The sequence below is a fragment of the Streptomyces sp. NPDC059003 genome (assembly GCF_042740445.1).
In the GTDB taxonomy this organism is placed as follows: domain Bacteria; phylum Actinomycetota; class Actinomycetes; order Streptomycetales; family Streptomycetaceae; genus Streptomyces.
This window is the reverse complement of record NZ_JBHYJH010000017.1, coordinates 59,184-80,849: the sequence shown is the minus strand read 5'-3', so window position 1 is coordinate 80,849 and position 21,666 is coordinate 59,184. Positions and strand designations below refer to the sequence as shown.

At 72.8% G+C, this 21,666-nt stretch carries 19 protein-coding genes; 14 read left to right on the top strand and 5 right to left on the bottom strand.

From position 1 onward, the window contains the following. On the bottom strand, positions 1-1,426 hold a 1,426-nt coding region (locus tag ACFWZ5_RS10190; protein ID WP_384890600.1), incomplete at its 3' end, for a cytosine permease. Positions 1,427-1,606: 180 nt separating this feature from the next. Here ACFWZ5_RS10190 and ureA point away from each other — a divergent pair. From ureA to ACFWZ5_RS10130, 12 genes are all read left to right on the top strand, one after another. After that, positions 1,607-2,287, top strand: coding sequence for an urease subunit gamma (ureA, locus tag ACFWZ5_RS10185; RefSeq protein ID WP_384805782.1), 681 nt, complete (start codon positions 1,607-1,609; stop codon positions 2,285-2,287). Then, positions 2,284-3,966, top strand: coding sequence for an urease subunit alpha (locus ACFWZ5_RS10180; protein WP_384805780.1), 1,683 nt, complete (start codon positions 2,284-2,286; stop codon positions 3,964-3,966). Before ureA ends, ACFWZ5_RS10180 begins: the two co-directional genes overlap by 4 nt. A gap of 8 nt (positions 3,967-3,974) precedes the next feature. Then, complete coding sequence (locus ACFWZ5_RS10175) at positions 3,975-5,000, top strand: agmatine/peptidylarginine deiminase (RefSeq protein ID WP_384805778.1); 1,026 nt, start codon at positions 3,975-3,977, stop codon at positions 4,998-5,000. A gap of 8 nt (positions 5,001-5,008) precedes the next feature. Continuing rightward, complete coding sequence (locus ACFWZ5_RS10170; protein ID WP_384805776.1) at positions 5,009-5,620, top strand: TetR/AcrR family transcriptional regulator; 612 nt, start codon at positions 5,009-5,011, stop codon at positions 5,618-5,620. Positions 5,621-5,736: 116 nt separating this feature from the next. Then, a complete protein-coding gene (locus ACFWZ5_RS10165; RefSeq protein ID WP_384890597.1) occupies positions 5,737-7,119 on the top strand; it encodes a TolB family protein in 1,383 nt (460 codons plus the stop codon). Between the two features lie 35 nt (positions 7,120-7,154). Next, complete coding sequence (locus tag ACFWZ5_RS10160; RefSeq protein WP_384806258.1) at positions 7,155-8,282, top strand: TolB family protein; 1,128 nt, start codon at positions 7,155-7,157, stop codon at positions 8,280-8,282. After that, a complete protein-coding gene (locus ACFWZ5_RS10155) occupies positions 8,282-9,358 on the top strand; it encodes a TolB family protein (protein WP_384806260.1) in 1,077 nt (358 codons plus the stop codon). The genes ACFWZ5_RS10160 and ACFWZ5_RS10155 overlap by 1 nt, the downstream gene beginning before the upstream one ends. After that, positions 9,355-10,479, top strand: a complete 1,125-nt coding sequence (locus ACFWZ5_RS10150; RefSeq protein ID WP_384806262.1) for a hypothetical protein — start codon at positions 9,355-9,357, stop codon at positions 10,477-10,479. The genes ACFWZ5_RS10155 and ACFWZ5_RS10150 overlap by 4 nt, the downstream gene beginning before the upstream one ends. A gap of 110 nt (positions 10,480-10,589) precedes the next feature. Further along, positions 10,590-11,852 carry a TolB family protein gene (locus tag ACFWZ5_RS10145; RefSeq protein ID WP_384890594.1) on the top strand — a complete coding sequence of 421 codons (1,263 nt, stop codon included), beginning with the start codon at positions 10,590-10,592 and terminating at the stop codon, positions 11,850-11,852. A 349-nt stretch (positions 11,853-12,201) separates the two neighbouring features. Further along, a complete protein-coding gene (gene cimA / locus ACFWZ5_RS10140; protein ID WP_384804679.1) occupies positions 12,202-13,806 on the top strand; it encodes a citramalate synthase in 1,605 nt (534 codons plus the stop codon). Between the two features lie 93 nt (positions 13,807-13,899). Next, on the top strand, positions 13,900-15,255 hold the full coding sequence (locus tag ACFWZ5_RS10135) for a hypothetical protein (RefSeq protein WP_384804681.1): 1,356 nt from the start codon (positions 13,900-13,902) through the stop codon (positions 15,253-15,255). Positions 15,256-15,401: 146 nt separating this feature from the next. Further along, on the top strand, positions 15,402-16,637 hold the full coding sequence (locus ACFWZ5_RS10130) for an abortive phage infection protein (RefSeq protein WP_384804683.1): 1,236 nt from the start codon (positions 15,402-15,404) through the stop codon (positions 16,635-16,637). On the opposite strand, the gene ACFWZ5_RS10125 is transcribed toward ACFWZ5_RS10130, so the two are convergent. Beyond that, complete coding sequence (locus ACFWZ5_RS10125) at positions 16,621-17,232, bottom strand: YceI family protein (RefSeq protein ID WP_384804685.1); 612 nt, start codon at positions 17,230-17,232, stop codon at positions 16,621-16,623. The genes ACFWZ5_RS10130 and ACFWZ5_RS10125 overlap by 17 nt on opposite strands. A 657-nt stretch (positions 17,233-17,889) precedes the next feature. Between ACFWZ5_RS10125 and ACFWZ5_RS10120 the strand changes: the two genes are divergently transcribed. Together ACFWZ5_RS10120 and ACFWZ5_RS10115 are read left to right on the top strand one after the other, a co-directional pair. Next, the gene (locus ACFWZ5_RS10120) at positions 17,890-19,482 is read left to right on the top strand and encodes an acyl-CoA carboxylase subunit beta (RefSeq protein ID WP_384804687.1); all 1,593 of its coding nucleotides are present in this window, start codon (positions 17,890-17,892) and stop codon (positions 19,480-19,482) included. A gap of 54 nt (positions 19,483-19,536) precedes the next feature. Continuing rightward, positions 19,537-19,728 (top strand): acyl-CoA carboxylase subunit epsilon, encoded by a 192-nt coding sequence (locus tag ACFWZ5_RS10115; protein ID WP_384804689.1) that lies wholly within the window; start codon positions 19,537-19,539, stop codon positions 19,726-19,728. 259 nt (positions 19,729-19,987) lie between these two features. On the opposite strand, the gene ACFWZ5_RS10110 is transcribed toward ACFWZ5_RS10115, so the two are convergent. The 3 genes from ACFWZ5_RS10110 to ACFWZ5_RS10100 form a co-directional block, all read right to left on the bottom strand. Further along, positions 19,988-20,572, bottom strand: a complete 585-nt coding sequence (locus ACFWZ5_RS10110; RefSeq protein WP_030361923.1) for an ATP/GTP-binding protein — start codon at positions 20,570-20,572, stop codon at positions 19,988-19,990. Then, the gene (locus ACFWZ5_RS10105; RefSeq protein ID WP_384799877.1) at positions 20,553-21,188 is read right to left on the bottom strand and encodes a DUF742 domain-containing protein; all 636 of its coding nucleotides are present in this window, start codon (positions 21,186-21,188) and stop codon (positions 20,553-20,555) included. Before ACFWZ5_RS10105 ends, ACFWZ5_RS10110 begins: the two co-directional genes overlap by 20 nt. 62 nt (positions 21,189-21,250) lie before the next feature. Next, positions 21,251-21,664, bottom strand: a complete 414-nt coding sequence (locus ACFWZ5_RS10100) for a roadblock/LC7 domain-containing protein (protein WP_030676106.1) — start codon at positions 21,662-21,664, stop codon at positions 21,251-21,253. Positions 21,665-21,666 lie beyond the last annotated feature (2 nt).

Below are 21,666 nucleotides of genomic sequence, written 5' to 3'. Positions count from 1 at the left end.
GGGGCGGAGCCCCCCGCGGCGGAGCCGCAAATCGACACAGCCGGGAAGGGGCGGGGTTGGGGCACACCGCGTAAGCGGCACCCCCCACCACCCCCGACAGCACGAAGCTCACATCGACCCCGCCCGTCAGGGCGAGCAGCGGGCCCTCGTACGAGGGGAGGGACACCGCGAGGAGTCCGACCACCGCACCCAGGCCCCACGCGACCGTCGCCCCCACGTTCCACCCACCCCGGAACCAATAGATCCCGCCCCGCGCGCGGCGGTTGAACACCTGGAGGGCCTCCGCGTCGTAGACCCCACGACAGCGGACGAACCCGATCAGTGTGATCACGGCCCACGGCGTCCCGACCGCCGTGAGCAACAGCACGAACGAGGTCATCGCGTCCTGCGCCTCCCACGCGAAGTGCCCCACGAACACGCACGCCGTGGCGACGACGGCCACCACGCAGGTGGCCCGCGCCCGCGAGGCCCGCGGCACGATCGCGTCGAGGTCGAGGCCCATCGAGTACAGCATCAGACCGGCGTTGCCGACCGACCCGGCGGACGCGGCGAGAAGGAGCGGGACCAGGTACCAGCCGGGGGCCGCCGCCACCAGCGGCCCGGCGTAGTCGGCCGCGGCCCGCGCCGCGTACGCGGTGAACGTGCCGAAGAGCTGCGGCACGAGCAGGCCCGCCGTCAGGCCGAGACAGGTGGCCCGGAGCACCGCGCCGGAGCTGTGCCGCCGCGGTGAGACGTACCGTGTGTAGTCGCCGAGCAGGGTGATGAAGGCGATGGGGCCCGAGAGGCCCGCGGCCACGAGGGCGAGCAGCCAGGTCGGCCAGAACGAGTCGAGCGCGTAGCCGCCCGCACCGGGCAGCGCGGCCGCGGTGAAGTCGGGCGCGTACGCCATGACGCCGAGGACCAGGAGCGCCGTCATGGCGACGGCGAGGATGCGGGACAGGCGAAGGAGCACCCGGTAGCCGTACACCGCGCCGCCCACCGTCGCCGCCGCGAGCAGCGCGTAGACCAGGGCGTACGAGAGTCCGCCCGTCGGCAGTCCGCACAGCCGGTGCAGGGTGCCGACCAGGACGTCGCCGCCGATCCACAGGGTCAGGGCGGTGTAGCCGAGGGACAGGAGCAGGCCGACCACCGAGCCGATCAGGCGGCCCCGGACGCCGAACTGGGCGCCGGAGGAGGTGGAGAGGTTCGTGGCCGTGCGCAGGGAGACCAGGGCCAGGGGCGCGGTCAGGGCCGTGCCGATCAGCGTGCCCGCGACCACCGCCGTCACCGACTGCCAGAAGCCGAGGCCGAACGAGACCGGCAGCCAGCCGAAGATGATCACCCCGAGGCAGAGGTTGGAGCCGAGCAGGATCGCGACCACGTCCCGGGGGCCACTGGTGCGCTCCTCGTCGGGAACGGTGTCGACTCCGCGCTGTTCTATCGGCATGAAGGTGCCCCTGACGCTCGCTCGGACCTGCGGGTGCTGGCATTGGGTTTGAGTGGCGTTCAATCTGGGTTACGGCGTATGGCGGCGTCAATGGTTCATGCTTCCGCGTTCTCGAATCTTTGCTTAGAGTGGCATTCAAATGTGTCCCTCCGGACACGGCGCGGATGTGAGGTGTACGGCGTGCGACTGACCCCGACCGAACGCGACCGGCTGCTGCTCTTCGGCGCGGCCGAGCTCGCCCGTGCCCGCAGAGCGCGCGGGCTGCGGCTCAACGTCCCCGAGGCGACCGCGCTGATCGCCGACACCGTGTGCGAGGCGGCCCGCGACGGCGCCCGGCTCGGCGAGGCCGTCGAGCGCGCCCGGTCCGTGCTCGGCCCCGACGACGTGCTGCCGGGCGTCGCGGACGTCGTCACCGAGGTGCACGTGGAGGCCGTGTTCGACGACGGATCACGGCTCGCGGTGGTCGGCGATCCGATCGGGGGCGGCCTGGGGGAGCGGGCCCCGGGCGCGCTGCTTCCGGGGCCGGAGCACGCCGAGCCCGCGGCGGTCGCCCGGGTCACCGTCACCAACACGGCCACGGTGCCCGTCTCCGTCACCTCCCACTTCCACTTCTTCGAGGCCAACCCCCGGCTCGACTTCGCACGGGAGCGGGCCTACGGGATGCGGCTCGCCGTGCCCGCCGGGTCGTCGGTGCGGTTCGGGCCCGGGGAGAGCGTCGAGGTCGGGCTCCTGCCGATCGGGGGCGACCGGGTCGCGGTCGGCTTCGCGGGGCTCGTCGACGGGCCCCTGGACGCGCCGGGCGCGAAGGACGAGGCACTGCGACGGGCCGTGGCCTGCGGATATCTGGGAGCCGACCGATGAACCCCTATGAGTACGCCGCCACGCACGGCCCCCGCGCCGGTGACCGGGTCCGCCTCGGCGACTCCGGGCTCACCGTCCGCGTCGAGTCCGACGCCCAGAAGTACGGCGACGAGTTCCTCGCCGGATTCGGCAAGACCGCGCGGGACGGGCTGCACCTCAAGGCCGCCGCCGTGCGCGACACCTGCGACGTCGTCATCAGCAACGTGCTCGTGATCGACGCCGTGCAGGGCATCCGGAAGGTGTCCATCGGCATCCGGGAAGGGCGGATCGCGGGCATCGGGCGGGCCGGGAACCCGGACACGCTCGACGGCGTCGACGTGGTCGTCGGCACCGGCACGTCCATCGTGTCCGGGGAGGGCCTGATCGCCACCGCCGGAGCCGTGGACACCCATGTGCACCTGCTCTCGCCGCGCATCATGGAGGCCTCCCTCGCGTCGGGGGTCACGACGGTCATCGGGCAGGAGTTCGGGCCCGTGTGGGGCGTGGGCGTCAACTCGCCCTGGGCGCTGCGGCACGCGTTCGGCGCCTTCGACGCCTGGCCGGTCAACATCGGCTTCCTGGGCCGGGGTTCGTCCTCCGACCCGGCCCCGCTGGTGGAGGCGCTCGCCGAGGGCGGCGCGAGCGGGTTCAAGGTGCACGAGGACATGGGCGCCCACACCCGCGCCCTCGACACCGCGCTGCGCGTCGCCGAGGAGCACGACGTCCAAGTCGCCCTGCACAGCGACGGGTTGAACGAGTGCCTCTCGGTCGAGGACACCCTGAAGGTCCTGGAGGGCCGCACCATCCACGCCTTCCACATCGAGGGGTGCGGCGGCGGCCACGTACCGAACGTCCTGAAGATGGCGGGCGTCCCGAACGTCATCGGGTCCTCCACCAATCCGACCCTGCCCTTCGGGCGGGACGCGGTCGCCGAGCACTACGGCATGATCGTCTCCGTCCACGACCTGAAGACCGACCTGCCCGGCGACGCCGCCATGGCCCGCGACCGCATCCGCGCCGGGACCATGGGCGCCGAGGACGTCCTGCACGACCTCGGCGCCATCGGCATCACGTCGTCCGACGCGCAGGGCATGGGGCGGGCCGGCGAGACCGTGCGGCGCACCTTCGCCATGGCCGGGAAGATGAAGGCCGAGCTCGGCCCCATGGACGGCGACGGGCCCGGCGACGACAACGCCCGCGTCCTGCGCTACATCGCCAAGCTCACCCTCAACCCCGCCATCGCGCACGGCCTCGCCCACGAGGTCGGCTCCATCGAGGTCGGGAAGCTCGCCGACGTCGTGCTGTGGCGGCCCGAGTTCTTCGGGGCGAAACCGCAGCTGGTCCTCAAGGCGGGCTTCCCCGCGTACGGCGTCGTCGGCGACCCGAACGCCGCGACCGACACCTGCGAACCGCTCGTGCTCGGGCCGCAGTTCGGGGCGTACGGCGCGACCGCCGCCGAGCTGTCCGTGGCCTTCGTCGCCCGGGCCGCCGTCGACCAGGGCCACGACCTCATGCCCACCCGGCGCCGCCGCGTCGCCGTCCGCGGCACCCGCGGCATCGGCCCCGCCGACCTGCGCCTGAACTCCCGCACCGGCGCCGTCGACGTGGACCAGCGCACCGGCCTCGTCACCCTCGACGGCGACCCGCTGCGCTCCGAGCCCGCCGACTCCGTCTCCCTCAACCGCCTGTACTTCCTGTAAGGACCCCCATGACGCTGTACATGCCCGCCGAGTGGGCCCCGCACGAGCGCACCTGGATGGCCTGGCCCGGGCCCAACCCCACCTTCGCCACCCCTGAGGAGCTCGACGAGGCCCGCAGGGCCTGGGCGTCCGTGGCCCGCGCCGTGCGCCGCTTCGAACCGGTCACCATGGTGTGCGGGCCCGGCCAGTCCGCGTCCGCCCGCGCGCTCCTCGGGCCCGCTGTCGACCTGGTGGAGCGCGAGCTCGACGACGCCTGGATGCGGGACATCGGGCCGACCTTCGTGCGCGACTCGGCCACCGGGCGGCTCGCCGCCGTGGACTGGACGTTCAACGGCTGGGGCGCGCAGGAGTGGGCCCGCTGGGAGCACGACGCGAAGGTCGCCCGGCACGTCGCCGACCTCGCGGGCGTCCCCGCGCACTCCACCCCGCTCGTCAACGAGGGCGGCGGCATCCACGTCGACGGCGAGGGCACCGTGCTCCTCACCGAGACCGTGCAGCTCGGCCCCGAGCGCAACCCCGGCTGGACGAAGGAGCGGGTGGAGGCCGAGATCCACGCCCACCTGGGGACCAGCGCGGCGATCTGGCTGCCGCGCGGCCTCACCGCCGACTACCCGGGCCACGGCTTCGGCACCCTCGGGCACGTCGACATCGTCGCCGCCTTCGCCGCGCCCGGCGTCGTGCTCGTGCACAGCCAGCGGGACCCGGCCCACCCCGACTACGAAGTCAGCAAGGAGGTCATCGGGCTGCTGAAGTCCCGGACCGACGCGCGGGGGCGGGCCCTCGAAGTCGTCGAGGTGCCCGCGCCGACCGTCCTCGCCGACGACGAGGGCTGGGTCGACCACTCGTACATCAACCACTACCTGTGCAACGGCGGCGTCGTCCTGTGCGGCTTCGACGACCCGCACGACGAGGTCGCGGCGGACATCTTCCGGCGGCTCTTCCCCGACCGGACCGTCACGCTCGTCGACGCCCGTACGATCTTTGCCGGAGGCGGTGGCATCCACTGCATCACCCAGCAGCAGCCCAGGATCTAGGAGTACGGATGGCAGGTGCGCGCAAGAACGCGCCGCCGCGCGAGGACGTCCTCGCCGCCGCCATGGCGATGATCGCCGAGCACGGCCTCGAACAGCTCACCATGGCCGCGCTCGGCCGCGAGGTCGGCATGAGCAGCGGCCACCTGCTGTACTACTTCGGCTCCAAGGACGAGCTGCTCCTGCGCACCCTGGAGTGGAGCGAAGGGCGGCTCGGCGCCGAGCGGCGGCAGCTGCTCGCACAGGACGCCCCGGCCAGGGAGCGGCTCGACGCGTACGTCGGCCTGTACGTCCCCGACGGCCACCGCGATCCGCACTGGACGCTGTGGCTGGAGGTGTGGAACCGCTCGCTCAACGCCGACGCGGGCGGCCGCGAGCGGCAGGCCGCCATCGAGGGCGCCTGGCACCGCGACCTCGTCGGGCTGCTCGCCGAGGGCATCTCGCACGGCGAGTTCGGGGCCGTCGACCCGGACCGGGCCGCGACCCGTCTGCGCGCGCTCCTGGACGGTCTGAGCATCCATCTGGCGATCGGCCTGCGCGGCACGGACCGGGACCAAGTCCTCGGCCACGCACGGGAGTTCATCGACCAGACGCTGGGTGCGGGGGCGGTCGCGGACGCTTGACACCCCGTCCAGGTTGTACGCGTTCCAGCTGATTGACCCCCGCACCCGGCGTGCGCTTGCATCCCCGGTGGGCCCCTGGCGTCGGGCCGGGGGCAGCTGCCCTCTGGGGGGAACGCATGGCCGGAGCCAGACGGAAGAAGAGACGCGGCAGAGCGGTGCGGACGGTGGGCGGGGGCGCCCTCGCCGTCTTACTCTCGGCCGCGGCGCTGCCCGCGGCCTTCGCCGCACCGACCGACGCGCCCGCAGCGGCGCCCGACGCGCCCGCACCGACCGGCGCGCCCGCACCGGCGTCCCGCGGGCCCGCCGCGGCCACCGCTCAGCTCGCCGGGTCCGCCGCGGCCCCCGGGACCTCCGCGGCCGCCCGTTCTGCCGGGACCACGCGCCTGATCAGCGTCGCCGCCGACGGCGGGCAGGCCGACGGCCCGTCCAGCGCCCCGGTCGTCAGCGCGGACGGCCGCGTCGTCGCCTTCACCTCGGCCGCCACCAACCTCGTCCGCGGCGACACCAACGACCGCACCGACCTGTTCGTCCGCGACCTGCGCCGCGGCAGGCTCCAGCGCGTCGTGGACCCGCTCGGCGAGCTCTCCTCGCCGGCGCTCAGCGCGAACGGCCGCTACCTCGCCTACACGGCGCAGGACGGCGCCACGTCCGCCGTCGTCGTCCGGGACCTGCGGACGGGCCGGACCGAGCGCGCCGACGTGGACCTGCCCATGCCGTTCGAGAACGGCGCCACGCCCGCGCTCTCCGCGGACGGCCGCACCGTCGCCTTCACCGTCGACGACTCCGACTCCACGACCACCGGCGCCCAGGCCGTCTACGTACGCGACCTGCGCGCCCGGCGCACCGAGCAGGTCAGCTTCCCCGCCGACGGCGACGCGGGCTTCCGCGGCTTCCGCGCCCCGACGATCAGCGCCGACGGCCGCACGGTCGCCTACCAGTACGTGCACGGCACCCCGCCGCGCGGCGACTGGTCCGACCTGTATGTCCACGACCGCGACACGGGCGGCGAGACCCAGGCCGACACCACGCACGACGGCAGCCCCGCGGACGGCGCCGCCACCAACCCGCAGCTCAGCGCCGACGGTGCCACGCTCGCCTTCGACTCCGGCGCCTCCAACCTGGTGCCGGGCCGGGACCCGAACGACAGCGTCAACCCGTTCGTGCGCGACCTGCGCACCGGAAACGTCACCCGTATCGACGCGGTCCTCCCCGGGCCCGACGGCGTGCTCTCCGTCGACGGGGTCTCCGCCGACGGGTCGAAGCTCCTTCTCGACACCTGGCCGGTCCTGACCGTCGACGACGCGGAGTTCGTGCGCGACCTGCGCACCGGCGCCAACGCCCTGGTCTCCCCGGACAAGGACGGCAGGCCCGCGAACGCCGTGGGCGCGCGGATGGACGCCCGCGCCCGGACCGTCGTCTTCGGCGGCTTCGACGACGAGCACTTCGTGGCGGGCGACACCAACGGCGTCCAGGACGTATTCGTCCGCACAGCGCGGTAGGAGGCGAACCCATGAGCAACTCCAGGAGGCAGTCGATGAGCAGCAGCACGACGCACCACCGGAGCGGCATCACCAGGCCCGCGCTGAGGCCCGCCGTCAGGCCCGTGCTTACCGCCGCCCTGACGGCGCTCCTCACCGCGGGCGGCCTGACCGCGGCACACGCGGGGACGGCGGTCACCGGGCAACAGGCGGGCGTGGACCGCGTCTCCGTCGCCGCCGACGGCACCGAGGCCAACGGCGGCTCCTCGCACGCCAGCCTCTCGCGCAACGGCGCCTTCACGGTCTTCGGCAGCGCCGCCACCAACCTCACGCAGGAGCCCACGCCACGGCCGCCGGGCGGCGTCCACGTCCGCGACAACACGACCGGCGAGGTCACACGGATCAGGGACTCCCTCCAGGACCCGGCCATCAGTGACGACGGCCGGTACGCCACGTTCCTCACCTGGGGCACCCACACGGTCAAGGTGAAGCTCCTCGACCTGGAGACCGGCCAGGGCAAGCTCATCAGCACCGGCTCGTCCAAGGCCGGGTCCAACAGCGCCCAGATGAGCGCCGACGGCCGCTACATCGCCTTCAGCCAGGTCGCCGAGCACCCGTCGATCCCGGACCGCGTCGAGGTCTACGACCGCGTCACCGGCACCTACGAGGTCGTCAGCGGCGCCCCGGGGGACTCCACCCGGGACATGCGGGACCCGTCCATCAGCGCCGACGGCCGCTACGTCGCCTACCGCGACGCGGGCACCGGCGACGTCTGGCTCGCGGACCGCGAGAAGGACACCCGCACCCGCGTCGACGACGGCGGGTCGAGCGAGCTCGTCCAGCTCAGCGGCAACGGCCACGTCATCGCCGTCAACACGGCCGACGGCGCCTACGTCCGCGACGTACGCACCGGCACGACCACCCGCCTCCCGGGCAAGCGGGCCGACGCCCTCAGCCCGAGCGGCCGCGACGTGCTGTACCAGAGCAACGACCCCGTGGCGTACTCCGAACTCCGCCTGCGCCACCTGCCGAACGGCCACGAGACCGTCGTCCAGGGCAACGCACGCGGCGTGCCCGGCGCGATCGACGACCAGGGGCGGCTCGTCTTCGACAGCCCCGACGCCGGGATCGTCCCGGGCGACACGAACGGCAAGGCCGACATCTTCCTGTGGCGGGCGCTCTGATGCGCCGCACGTCGACCACCCTGCTGAGCGCGGTCCTCGTGGCCGCGCTCGGCGCCGCGGCCCCGACCGCGGCGCACGCCGACCCGCGCGCGCCGCGCACCGAGCGCGCCAGCGTCACCGCCGACGGCACCCAGGCCGACGGCCCGTCGGACACCGCCGCGATCAGCGGCGACGGGCAGCACGTCGCGTTCCTGTCGCGGGCGCCCGCCCTCGGCTGCGGAGGGTACTTCGCGTGCCTGCGCTTCAAGAACCTCGCGACCGGCGCGGTCACGGGCGTCGGGCAGGACGGCTACTGGTGGGGTTCGGCGCTGCTCAGCCACGACGGCAGCCGCGCCGCGTACGCGGTGGGCCGCAGGTACCCGTCCCCCTATCTGTACGACGCCACCACCGGCACCTCCGAAGTCCTGTGGCCCAAGGACCCGCCCGGCTTCAACGAGATGGGCGCCGTCGGATCCCTGAGCCCCGACGGCACCCACGTCACGTACACCCTCGGCAACCGCGACGGCGACCAGAACACCCGCCTGCTGTACGTGCGTGACACCGCCACCGGCACGGACGAGCTGATCTCGCCGCCGGAGGAGGGCCCGAAGGCCGGGTCGTCGGTGAGCGGGGACGGCACCCGCGTCGCGTATCAGCTCCGCCGCGGCGGCTCCGCGGACCAGGCGGACGTCTTCCTCAAGGACCGCGCCACGGGCGGGCGCACCCAGGTCGACACCGGCCTCGGCACGGCCTCGCTGATCCGGATCACCGCGAACGGCCGGCGCGTCCTGTTCAACGCCGACGGCGGTCTGTACGCCCACACGCCGGGCACCGGCGCCACGGAACGCGTCGCCGCGGAGCCCGCGCTCTCGGCCTCCGCGAACGGCAGGTACGCCGTGCTCGCCGGGGGCGACGGGCCCGTCCTGCTCGACCTGCGCACGGGCGCGCGCACGCCGGCCGGGCCCGCGGACGCCCAGGTCGGCCGGGCCGGGGTCGCCGCCAACGGCCGTGCGGTGGCGTTCAGTTCGGCCGCGCCGGACCTGGTGCCGGACGACACCAACGGCCAGCCGGACGTCTTCGTACGGCACACACGGTGACCGACACCCTTGAGGAGGGACCGCAGATCATGCGAGGGACAACCACCCGCGCCTTACTGGGGGCGGCACTCGCCGCCACGCTGAGCACCGGGACACTGTCGGCCGCGGCGGCCGACACCCAGCCGCGCGCGCCACGCACGGAACGGGTGAGCACGGGCAGCGACGGCGCGCAGAGCGACGGCACCTCGAACGAGGCGGCGATCAGCGGCGACGGGCGGTACGTCGCGTTCTACACGAAGACCTCCCAGCTCCGGGGGTGCGAGATCACGGCGTACTTCTGCGTCGCCGTGAAGGACCGGATCACGGGCACGCTGACCCAGGTCCCCGGGGGCGGCTTCTCCTGGGCGCCGCTCGTGTTCAGCGCCGACGGCCGCTATCTCGCCCACGCCGAGAGCGGCAAGTCGCCGGCCCCCCTGCTGTACGACCAGGTCACGGGCAAGAACGTGAACGTGTCGGAGCCGGAGAGCGCCCCCGGGATGATCCTCGCGGTCACGCCGCACGCCCGCCATGTCGCCTACACCGCGGGGGACCGCTTCCACCCCCAGCGGGACCTGTACGTGCGCGACCTGACCACGGGCGCCCGCGAACTGATCGGCAGCAGCGGTGACGCACAGCAGAGCCGGTTCGTCGGGGCGTCGCTGAGCGCGGACGGCAGGCTCGTCGCCTATCGGGACCGCTCCGGGCCCGAGGGCGACGACGTCCTCGTCAAGGACCTCACCACCGGTGCGACCGTCCACGTCGACAAGGGCCTCGGCAGGAGCGGCGACGAGGTGCTGCGGCTCACTCCGGACGGCCGCCGCGTCGTGTTCGTCGCCGAGGGCCGGACGTACGTGCACGACCTGCGCAAGGGCACGACGCGGCAGGTCGCGGACCGGGCCGCCAAGTCCGTGAGCGGCGACGGCCGTTACGTCGTCCTGGCCGGGGGCGACGAGGGCGACGAGGACCGGCCGCTCACCCTCATCGACGTGCGCTCCGGCAGGCGTACGCCGGTCGGTCCCGGCCAGGTGGAGCCGGGCGGCGTCAGCGCGGGGGGCCGCGAGGTCGCGTTCACATCGAACGAGCCACTGGTCCCCGGCGACACCAACAACCGCTCCGACGTCTATGTGCGCCACACCCGCTGATCCGACTGCATAATCGGGCCGGCAACCGCACGGACCCGTACGGCACTCCTTGGAGACACCGGCGCCACAGGCGCCGGGCACGCACACTCACCACACGGGGGATTCGAACCATGCACCACAGCACCAAGCGCGCCGCCCTGGCCGCCGCGGCCGTCGTCGCGGCGGCCACGGCGGTCGCGACGGTCAGCCTGCCCACGGCCTTCGCCGCGCCCGCGGCGCCGCGCACGGTGGGCGTGAGCGTCACGCCCGGCGGCACGGCGGGCAACGCGGACGTGGGGTCCGTCGTGCTCAGCCGCGACGGCAAGGTCGCCGCCTTCGACTCGGCGGCGAGCGACCTGACCGCCGGGGACACCAACGGCAAGGCCGACGTCTTCGTCCGCACCCTGGCCACCGGCAGGACCGAGCGGATCGCGCTCGCGGGGCGCCAGCTGCGCAGCCCGTCGCTCAGCCGCGACGGCCGCTATGTCGCCCTCGTCACCGCGCCGGACGACAACTACAGCGCGTCCGACGTACGCCTCTACGACCGCCGTACGAAGAAGTTCCAGCGCCTGGACGTAGAGCTGCCGAGCGGCTTCGAGGGCAAGGGCGCGGGCACCGTCTCGCTCACCCCCGACGCCCGCTACGCCGTCTTCGACACCGCACAGCGCGAGGGCTCCGACGGCCAGGTCGTCTTCCTGCGCGACCGGAGGACCGGCACCACCGAGCGCGTCAGCCACCCCAACCCCGGCTGGGAGCCGCGCTCCGCGCACTCGGCGACCGTCAGCGACGACGGCCGCAAGGTCGTGTACGCGCACAACTACACCAACGGCCCGCGCGGGGACGACTGGAGCGACGTCTGGCTGCGCGACCGCAGGACAGGACGCCTCACCCAGGTCGACCGCTCCCACGACGGCTCCACGACCGAGAAGGAGTCCCTCAAGCCGTCGATCAGCGGCGACGGCCGCAAGGTCGTCTTCGAGTCCCGCGACACCCACCTCGTGCCGAACGACGACGACAAGGCCTGGAACGTCTTCGTCCACGACCTCGCGTCCGGCACCAACCGGCGCGTCCAGCACGCCCGGGGCGGCCCCCGCGAGGCCTACACCCGTGCCCCCGCGATCAGCCCCGACGGCCGCCGCCTCACGTACATGACGGAGGTGCGGGAGCCGGGCGCCCAGTACGGCACCGAATGGCCCGTCTACGTACGGGATCTGACCACGAACAAGTCCACCCTGGTCACCCCCGACAAGACCGGCGGGACGGCCTCGGCCGAGGTGGCCCCGGGCGCCATCGCGGCGGGCGGCAAGCGCATCGCGTTCCGCTCGGCGGACGCGAGCCTGCTGCCCGGGGACACGAACGACGGGTACGACGCGTTCGTGCGTCACCTGCGCTGACGCGCGGCCTCGGGGGCCCGGCACGGCCGGGTCCCCCGGGGCGGCTTGTATACGGCGGCCCGCATACTGAGACACCCGCACAAGCGCGGGGCCGGGTGTGGGATTCTGCCCGCATGCTCATGTTCGCCATGATTATTGGCAGCAGGCGCGCCGGTCCGCAGTGACCGCCCCGTACGCACCCCGTACAGGCGGGCACCGTCGTCCTCGACCCGCGCGCAGACCTCTCGCACCCGCGAGGGGTCTTTTCGTTTTCCGGCCCACCTGCGCCGGCCGACGGAGCGCGAGGGATCATGAGGGCGGTGGAGCCGGTCATTCCGGTAGACCGAGATCCGACACAGGAGCCAGACAGATGACGGAAACCAGCAGGCCCGACGATGCGTTCCACGTGTTCGACACCACGCTGCGCGACGGCGCGCAGCGCGAGGGCATCAACCTGACCGTCGCGGACAAGCTGACCATCGCCCGGCACCTGGACGACTTCGGCGTGGGCTTCATCGAGGGCGGCTGGCCCGGCGCCAACCCGCGCGACACCGAGTTCTTCGCCCGCGCCAAGACGGAGGTCACGTTCAAGAACGCGCAGCTCGTCGCGTTCGGCGCCACCCGGCGCGCGGGCGCCAAGGCCGCCGAGGACCCGCAGGTCAAGGCGCTGCTCGACTCCGGGGCCCCGGTGATCACGCTGGTCGCCAAGTCCCACGACCGGCACGTCGAACTCGCCCTGCGCACCACGCTCGACGAGAACGTCGAGATGGTCCGCGACACCGTCTCCCACCTGCGCTCCCAGGGCCGCCGGGTCTTCGTCGACTGCGAGCACTTCTTCGACGGCTACCGCGCCAACCCCGAGTACGCCAAGGCGGTCGTGCGGGCCGCCCACGACGCGGGCGCGGACGTCGTCGTCCTGTGCGACACCAACGGCGGCATGCTCCCCGCCCAGGTCCAGGCCGTCGTCGCCACCGTCGCCGCCGACACCGGCGCCCGGCTCGGCATCCACGCCCAGGACGACACCGGCTGCGCGGTCGCCAACACCCTCGCCGCCGTCGACGCGGGCGCCACCCACGTCCAGTGCACCGCCAACGGCTACGGCGAGCGCGTCGGCAACGCCAACCTCTTCCCGGTCGTCGCCGCCCTGGAGCTGAAGTACGGCAAACAGGTCCTGCCCGACGGCGCCCTGCGCGAGATGACCCGCGTCTCGCACGCCATCGCCGAGGTCGTCAACCTCACCCCGGCCACGCACCAGCCCTACGTCGGCGTCTCGGCCTTCGCCCACAAGGCGGGCCTGCACGCCTCCGCGATCAAGGTCGACCCGGACCTGTACCAGCACATCGACCCCGAGCTCGTCGGCAACCGCATCCGGATGCTGGTCTCCGACATGGCGGGCCGCGCCTCCATCGAGCTCAAGGGCAAGGAGCTCGGCGTCGACCTCGGCGGCGACCGCGAGCTGATCGGCCGCGTCGTCGAGCGCGTGAAGGAGCGCGAGCTCAAGGGCTACACGTACGAAGCCGCCGACGCGTCCTTCGAACTGCTCCTGCGGGCGGAGGCCGAGGGGCGCTCGCGGTGCTACTTCCGCACCGAGTCCTGGCGCGCCATCACCGAGGACCGCCCGGACGGCACGCACGCCAACGAGGCGACCGTGAAGGTGTGGGCCAAGGGCGAGCGGATCGTCGCCACGGCGGAGGGCAACGGCCCGGTCAACGCCCTCGACCGGGCGCTGCGCGTCGGCCTGGAGCGGATCTACCCGCAGCTCGCCAAGCTGGAGCTGGTGGACTACAAGGTCCGCATCCTGGAAGGCAAGCACGGCACGTCCTCCACGACCCGCGTCCTCATCTCGACGGCGGACGGCGACGGGGAGTGGTCGACGGTCGGCGTCGCGGACAACGTCATCGCGGCCTCCTGGCAGGCCCTGGAGGACGCGGTCACCTACGGCCTGCTGCGGGCCGGGGTCGAGCCCGTCGAGTAGGAGGGGCAGGGCGGGGCGGGGCGAGGGGAGGCCCGGGGGAGTGCGCCGTGGCGCGCGCCGTCCGAACACGCCCGTGCTGGGTTAGCGTGAAGTATGAGGCCCACCAGGAAGGCGGCGTCCCGGCTGACCGTCATCCTGTCCGGATTGCTCCTCGCCCTGGGCGCCGCCTTCGCGACGGCGCCCGCGGCCGGTGCCGCGACGGATGTCCAGACGGTGGCCGACGCCCTGCAGAAGAACCCCGTGTACGTCGACGAAGCGGCGGCCTCCCAGCTGCCCGCCGCGCGGGCCGACGCCCTCGCCGACAAGATCAAGAAGGCCGACAAGCCGGTGTTCGTCGCGGTCCTGCCCGCGTCGTTCCCCACCGAGGACCTGTTCCAGAACCTGCGCACGGCCACCGGCGTCACAGGCGTGTACGCGGTCAGGCTCGGCGACCGCTTCGACGCGAAGGCGGACAGCGCGGTCCTGTCGCAGAACGCGGTGCGGAACCTCGCCCGCCTGGTCCAGGGCGAGGACGCCACGGCCCAGCTCAACGACTTCGTCGACCGGGCCGTCGGCCAGGCGTCCGGCAGCGCCCCGGCGTCCTGGGGCACCGCGTCCGGCGACGACGGCGCGCCCACCGGGGCGCTCATCGGGGTCGGCGCGGCGGTCGTCGTGGGCGGCGCGGGCGCGTACGCGGTGGTGCGGCACCGGCGCCGCAAGCGCGCCGAGGAGGAGCGCGCGGCCCTGGAGAAGCTGCGGGTCGTCGTCGACGAGGACATCACCGCCTTCGGCGAGGAACTGGACCGGCTCGACTTCCACCCGGCGGAGGCCGGGGCGGACGACGCCATGCGGGCCGACTACGAACGGGCCCTCGACGCGTACGAGAAGGCCAAGTCGTTCATGGCGTCCGCCGAGCGGCCCGAGCAGGTCCGCGCCGTCACCCAGGCCCTGGAGGACGGCCGCTTCTCGCTGGCCCTGCTCGCCGCGCGCCGGGAGGGCCGCCCGCTGCCCGACCGCCGGCCCCCGTGCTTCTTCGACCCGCGCCACGGGCCCTCGGTGAAGGACGCCGAGTGGACCCCGGCGGGCGGTGCGCCCCGCGAGGTGCCGGTGTGCGCGGCGGACGCGGTGCGCCTCGCCGACGGCGCCGACCCGATGGCCCGCACGGTCGAGACGGAATCCGGCGAGCGCCGCCCCTACTGGGAGGCGGGCCCCGCGTACGGCCCCTGGGCGGGCGGCTACTTCGGCGGCGGCATCCTGCCGGGCCTCCTCCTCGGCACCGTGCTCGGCACCATGATGTCGAGCCCCGCCTACGCGGCGACCTACGGCGCCGGGTACGGCGACTTCGGCGCGGGCGGCGGCTACGGCGGCGGTGACGTGTCCGGGGCGGACTTCGACGCGGGCGACTTCGGCGGCGGGTTCGGGGGCGGGGACTTCGGCGGGGGAGGCGGCGACTTCGGCGGCGGGTTCTGAAGCCTGTCCGACGGGCAGGACTCGGCCCGCATCGGCTCAACTCGCCGCGGCGCGCCCCTACTTGACGTGACGCGAGTCGACTTAAGTAGGGGCGCCATGGACTTTGGGGCGATGAACGGGGCCGCGCGGCGGGCGAGCCTGAGGGCATGACCTTTGACGTACGCACCACTGACGTACGCACCACCGAGCCGCGTGCCACGGGCACGGCCACGGCCGCGGAGATGAGCCGCGCCGCCTTCCTGAGGCGGGCGGCCGTGATGGGGATACTGGCCTCCGCCGGAGCCCTGACCGCCACCACCCCGGCGGCAGCCCGCGCCGCGTCCGGCCGCCGCCCGCCCGGCCGCGGCGGCCTCACCCACCGCGGCGTCTGCTACGACACCGGCACCGACTTCACCGCGGACGGCGAGCTCACCCGGCCGCTGTGGTCCCAGGCGATCCTGGCCACCGACCTGCGCGCCATCCACCAGGGCCTGCACTGCAACGCCGTCACCCTGCTCGGCACCGACGTCGGGCGGCTCACCGAGGCCGCGTCCTGCGCCCTGGAGCGCGGGCTGCACGTCCTGGTGCAGCCGCGGCCGTTCGACCGGCCGCAGCGCGAGATCCTGGACCATCTGGCCCGCACCGCGCGCGCCGCCGAGCGCCTGCGCGCGCACCGCGGCCCCGAGGTCATCCTGGTCGTCGGCTGCGAGTACCTCTTCTTCGCGCCCGGCATCGTGCCCGGCGCGACGTTCCTCGACCGGATGCGCTACCTCGCCGAGGAGACGTACGACATCCGGGTCTTCCTGCGCCGCCTGAACGCCTTCCTGGCGAAGGCGGCCGCCGTGGCCCGGCGCCACTTCCACGGCCGGATCAGCTACGGCGCGGCGGCGGGGCTCGAGGAGATCGACTGGAGCCCGTTCGACGTGGTCGGGCTCGACTACTACGCGTACCACCGCGAACCGGCCGCGCACACCAGGGAGCTGGCGCGGTACCGGCGCTGGCGGAAGCCGATCACGATCGTGGAGACCGGCTGCTGCACCTACGAGGGCGCGGCGCAACGGGGCCGCGACGGCTGGGACGTCGTCGACTACGAGGGCGACGTCCCGGTGATCGAGGGCGGCCTCGTCCGCAGCGAGCGCGAGCAGGCCCGGCACCTCGCGTTCATGCTCGCCGTGTTCGAGGCGGAGGGGCTCCTGGGCGCGTCGCCGTACCAGTTCATCGACTGCGAGTCACCGCACCACGCGACCGCGCCGAAGTACGACCTGGACATGGCGGGCTACGGCCTGGTCAAGGTGATCCGCGAAGACCACCTCGACCCGGCCTCGCCCTACCGCTGGGAGCCCAAGCGGTCCTTCCACGCCGTGGCCGCGCACCACGCGCGGGCGCTCAGGCGGCGTTCTTGATCGCCGAGATGTCGAAGTTCAGCTTGATCTTGTCGGAGACGAGGACGCCGCCGGTCTCCAGGGCCGCGTTCCAGGTCAGGCCCCAGTCGGAGCGCAGGAGCTCGGCCTTGCCCTCGAAGCCGACGCGCTCGTTGCCGAACGGGTCCTTCGCCGAGCCGTTGAACTCCAGGTCGATGGTGATCGGCCGGGTGGTGCCGAGGATCGTCAGGTCGCCGGTGACGCGGTAGTCGTCGCCGCCGAGGGCCTCGGACTTCGTGGAGCGGAAGGTCATCGTCGGGAACTCGTCCGTCTTGAAGAAGTCCGCGCTCTTGAGGTGGCCGTCGCGGTCCGCGTTGCCGGTGTCGATGCTGTCCATCGCGATGTCGAGCGACGCCGTCGACGCGGACGGGTCGGTGCCGTCCAGGTGCAGCGAGCCGCTGACGTCGAGGAAGGCGCCCTTGACGTTGGTGACCATGGCGTGCCGGGCGACGAAGCCGATCGACGTGTGCGAGGGGTCCACGGTGTAGTCACCGGTCAGCGCGGCGAGGTCGGGGTTCACCGGGGCGGCTGCGGCGGGGGTGGCGGCGGTCTCGTTCTTGCGGTTGAAGAAACCCATGACGTGCTCCTGGGGACGGGCTCGGGGGTGAGCTCTCGGGGATGAGCTGTTGAATGTTCAACGAGATTGACTGTAACGCCATGCGGTTCAATATTCAACATCAAACGGAGCGTATTGGCGCGATCACACGCCGGGTGCGAGGTCGGGAATTTCCGGGAGTCCGTGCGGGCGCGGTGGCCGGATCGCGGCGGGCGGTGCGTGCGGGTGCGGGGCGGGGGAGCGGCCGTGGCGTGCGCCGGGGCCGGGTCCCGCGGGCCGCCCGAAGGCCCCGCGCGGGAGGCTTCACGGGGTGCCCGCCGGGCCGTCGCCGGTTGTCGGCCTCCGCCAATTCAGCGACGCGTCAGAACGGCGCGGTATCCTTCGCGGCCCGGGCCGCCGCCCGTGCGCGCGAGCGGGGCTCCACCGAGGCTCCGTCGGCACCCTCAGGGGCCGTACGCTGCGACAGCGCGGCGACTAGTGGCCCGCTCGTGCCGGCCTCGAATGTGAGACGAGTCTCATTCGTCGGGCTTGTGGAATCCCTACAGCCGGATGGGCCTCTGAGCAGTGACTTCGGCTGCACCGTACAAAACTTCTGTCCGGGGGTGCCAGGAAAACGGTCCCGAGACTGTGCAGAGTCGACGGTCCGTTTTCCGCGGTGTCCTTCGTAAGGTCGAGAGCATGACCGTTTTGGACGAAGCTGGATCTTCGGCGGGGGAGCCCACCGACGCGCGGGGCCGAGTGGCCGAATTGGCCGGGATCCGCGCGGCGGCGCTGGCGGGGCCCAGCGAGAAGGCGACCGAGGCGCAGCACGCCAAGGGCAAGCTGACCGCACGCGAGCGCATCGCGCTCCTCCTCGACGAGGGTTCGTTCCAGGAGGTCGAGCAGCTGCGGCGGCACCGGGCCCAGGGCTTCGGCCTGGAGGCCAAGAAGCCGTACACGGACGGTGTCATCACCGGCTGGGGCACGGTCGAGGGCCGCACGGTCTTCGTGTACGCCCATGACTTCCGGATCTTCGGCGGTGCCCTCGGCGAGGCGCACGCCACGAAGATCCACAAGATCATGGACATGGCCATCGCGGCGGGCGCGCCGCTCGTCTCCCTGAACGACGGCGCGGGCGCCCGCATCCAGGAGGGCGTCTCCGCCCTCGCCGGGTACGGCGGCATCTTCCAGCGCAACACCAAGGCCTCGGGCGTCATCCCGCAGATCTCGGTCATGCTGGGCCCGTGCGCGGGCGGCGCGGCCTACAGCCCCGCCCTGACCGACTTCGTCTTCATGGTCCGCGACACCTCGCAGATGTTCATCACCGGACCCGACGTGGTCCGCGCGGTGACCGGCGAGGAGATCTCCCAGAACGGCCTGGGCGGCGCCGACGTGCACGCCGAGACCTCCGGCGTCTGCCACTTCGCGTACGACGACGAGGAGACCTGCCTCGCCGAGGTGCGCTACCTGCTGGCGATGCTCCCGCAGAACAACCGCGAGAACCCGCCCGTCGCCCCCTGCGACGACCCGGCGGACCGCCGCTCCGACGTCCTGCTCGACCTGGTCCCGGCGGACGGGAACCGGCCGTACGACATGACCAAGGTCATCGAGGAGCTCGTCGACGACGGCGACTACCTGGAGGTCCACGAGCGCTGGGCGCGCAACATCATCTGCGCGCTCGCCCGCCTCGACGGCCAGGTCGTCGGCATCATCGCCAACCAGCCGCAGACCCTCGCCGGCGTCCTCGACATCGAGGCCTCCGAGAAGGCCGCGCGCTTCGTCCAGATGTGCGACGCCTTCAACATCCCGATCGTCACGCTCCTCGACGTGCCCGGCTTCCTGCCGGGCGTGGACCAGGAGCACGGCGGCATCATCCGCCACGGCGCGAAGCTGCTCTACGCGTACTGCAACGCGACGGTGCCCCGGATCTCCCTCATCCTGCGCAAGGCGTACGGCGGCGCGTACATCGTGATGGACTCCCAGTCCATCGGCGCCGACCTGACCTACGCCTGGCCGACCAACGAGATCGCCGTGATGGGCGCGGAGGGTGCGGCCAACGTCATCTTCCGGCGCCAGATCGCCGCGGCCGAGGACCCCGAGGCCATGCGGGCGCGCATGGTCAAGGAGTACAAGGCCGAGCTCATGCACCCGTACTACGCCGCCGAGCGCGGGCTCGTCGACGACGTCATCGACCCCGCCGAAACGCGCTCGGTGCTGATCAGCTCGCTGGCGATGCTGCGCAACAAGCACGCCGATCTGCCGTCGCGCAAGCACGGGAACCCGCCGCAGTAGCGGCGCTCTTCCCTCCCTGACTTCCCGGGCTTGTCCCAGAAGGAGACGTTGCACATGACTACTCCCGACATCCGCGTCGAGAAGGGCCACGCCGAGCCCGAGGAGGTCGCGGCCCTCACCGCGATCCTGCTCGCCCGCGCGGCGGCGCAGCCCGACGCTCCCGTCCACCGGAGCCGCGACAAGGCCGGCTGGCGCCGCCTGGAGCGCACCCCGGGCTTCCGCGCCCCGCACAGCTGGCAGGGCTAGCCCCGCCACCCCTGAACGACCGTGGGCCCCGTACTCACCCGAGTACGGGGCCCACGGTCGTTGGCCGCCCAGATACGCCACCGTCCCGCCGCTTCGCGGCGGGGATTTCCCCGCCCGCCCACCCCACACGCAGCCGCCAACGGCGCTCGGCCCGAGCCGGGGACGTCCACCCCGCGTGAGGGTGGAAACGGGCGGGCGGGTGGGAGAGAAAACCCGCCGCGGTAGCGGCGGGCACCCCCACGGCGGGAAAGCCGAACCCCTACCGGAGCCGAGCCATCAACGCATGCTCCACGAGAGTGATCAACGCGGACTTCGCATCGGCCCGGTGCCGGGCGTCCGTGGTGATGATGGGGGTGTCCGGCCCGATCTGGAGGGCTTCCCGCACCTCGTCGGGGGTGTACGGCTGGTGCCCGTCGAAGCCGTTGAGGGCGATCACGAACGGGAGCCCGGAGTTCTCGAAGTAGTCGACGGCGGGGAAGCAGTCGGCGAGCCTCCTCGTGTCGACGAGGACGACCGCGCCGATGGCGCCCCGTACCAGGTCGTCCCACATGAACCAGAAGCGGTCCTGTCCCGGCGTACCGAACAGGTAGAGGATCAGGTCCTGGTCCAGGGTGATGCGGCCGAAGTCCATGGCGACGGTGGTCGTCGTCTTGTCCCCGGTGTGGGTGAGGTCGTCGATGCCCGCGGAAGCGGACGTCATGACGGCCTCGGTGCGCAGCGGGTTGATCTCGGAGACCGCCCCGACGAACGTGGTCTTGCCCACGCCGAAGCCGCCCGCCACCACGATTTTCGCGCTGGTGGTGGAGCGGGCTGTTGCTCCGCCGCTAGAGCTTGCGAAGTCCACTGAGCACCCTTTCGAGCAGTGTCACGTCTGGCTGGCCGCCGGCGGACTCGTCACCGCCGGGCTGATGGATGGCGACGAGACCGGCCTCCGCCAGGTCGGCGACGAGGATCCGGGCGACGCCGAGGGGGATGGAGAGCAGGGCCGAGATCTCGGCCACTGACTTGATCTCGCGGCACAGGTTGCAGATCCGCTGGTGCTCGGGCAACTGCCCTTGCAACTGGTGCGGTTGTGCGGTGGTGTGCACCAGCGCCTCGATGGCGAGCTGGTAGCGCGGCCTGGTGCGCCCGCCCGTCATGGCGTACGGACGCACCAGAGGATTGGTCGCGGCCGGTGCGGGCGCCGGCTCGGGGGCGCGGCGCTGCGGCTGCACGGGCTGGATGCGGGGTGCGTACGGCTGCTGGCCGTACGGGCTCGGCGGGACCGGGGCCTGCGGGCCCGGCTGCCGGTACGGCGGCTGGCGGCGATGGCTGGGCGCGGAGGGGAAGTTGTACCGGTTCTGCGAACCGTCACCCTGGCCCTGTGCCTGGCCGTGGCCCGAAGGCCAATTGGCCGAAGACGAACCGTCTGGGGGTGTTGCAGCCACGAACTCCTCCTCCAAAACTGTGCTCGGCGCCATCACTGTGGAGCCGCGTCCCGAAACCTTACGGCCCCGGGACGCGAATACGCACCGTCTGTCTGTTAGTTGAGCAGGCTCCCCTGAAGCTCCGCGCGCAGGTCCGGAGTGAGGACGGTGCCCGCTCGGTCGACAAGAAGTGCCATCTCGTACCCAATGAGACCGATGTCCGCCTCTGGGTGGGCGAGTACGGCCAGGGACGAACCGTCCGAGATGGACATGATGAAGAGAAATCCTCGCTCCATCTCCACAACGGTCTGGGTCACGGAGCCGCCCTCGAAGATCCGGGAGGCCCCGGCCGTGAGGGAGGTCAGACCCGACGCGACGGCGGCGAGCTGGTCGGCTCGGTCGCGCGGGAAGCCTTCGGACATCGCCAGAAGGAGTCCGTCGGCGGAGACCACCACGGTGTGGGACACCCCTGGGGTGTTCTCCACGAAGTTGGTGATCAACCAGTTCAGGTTCTGCGCCGCCTGGCTCATCG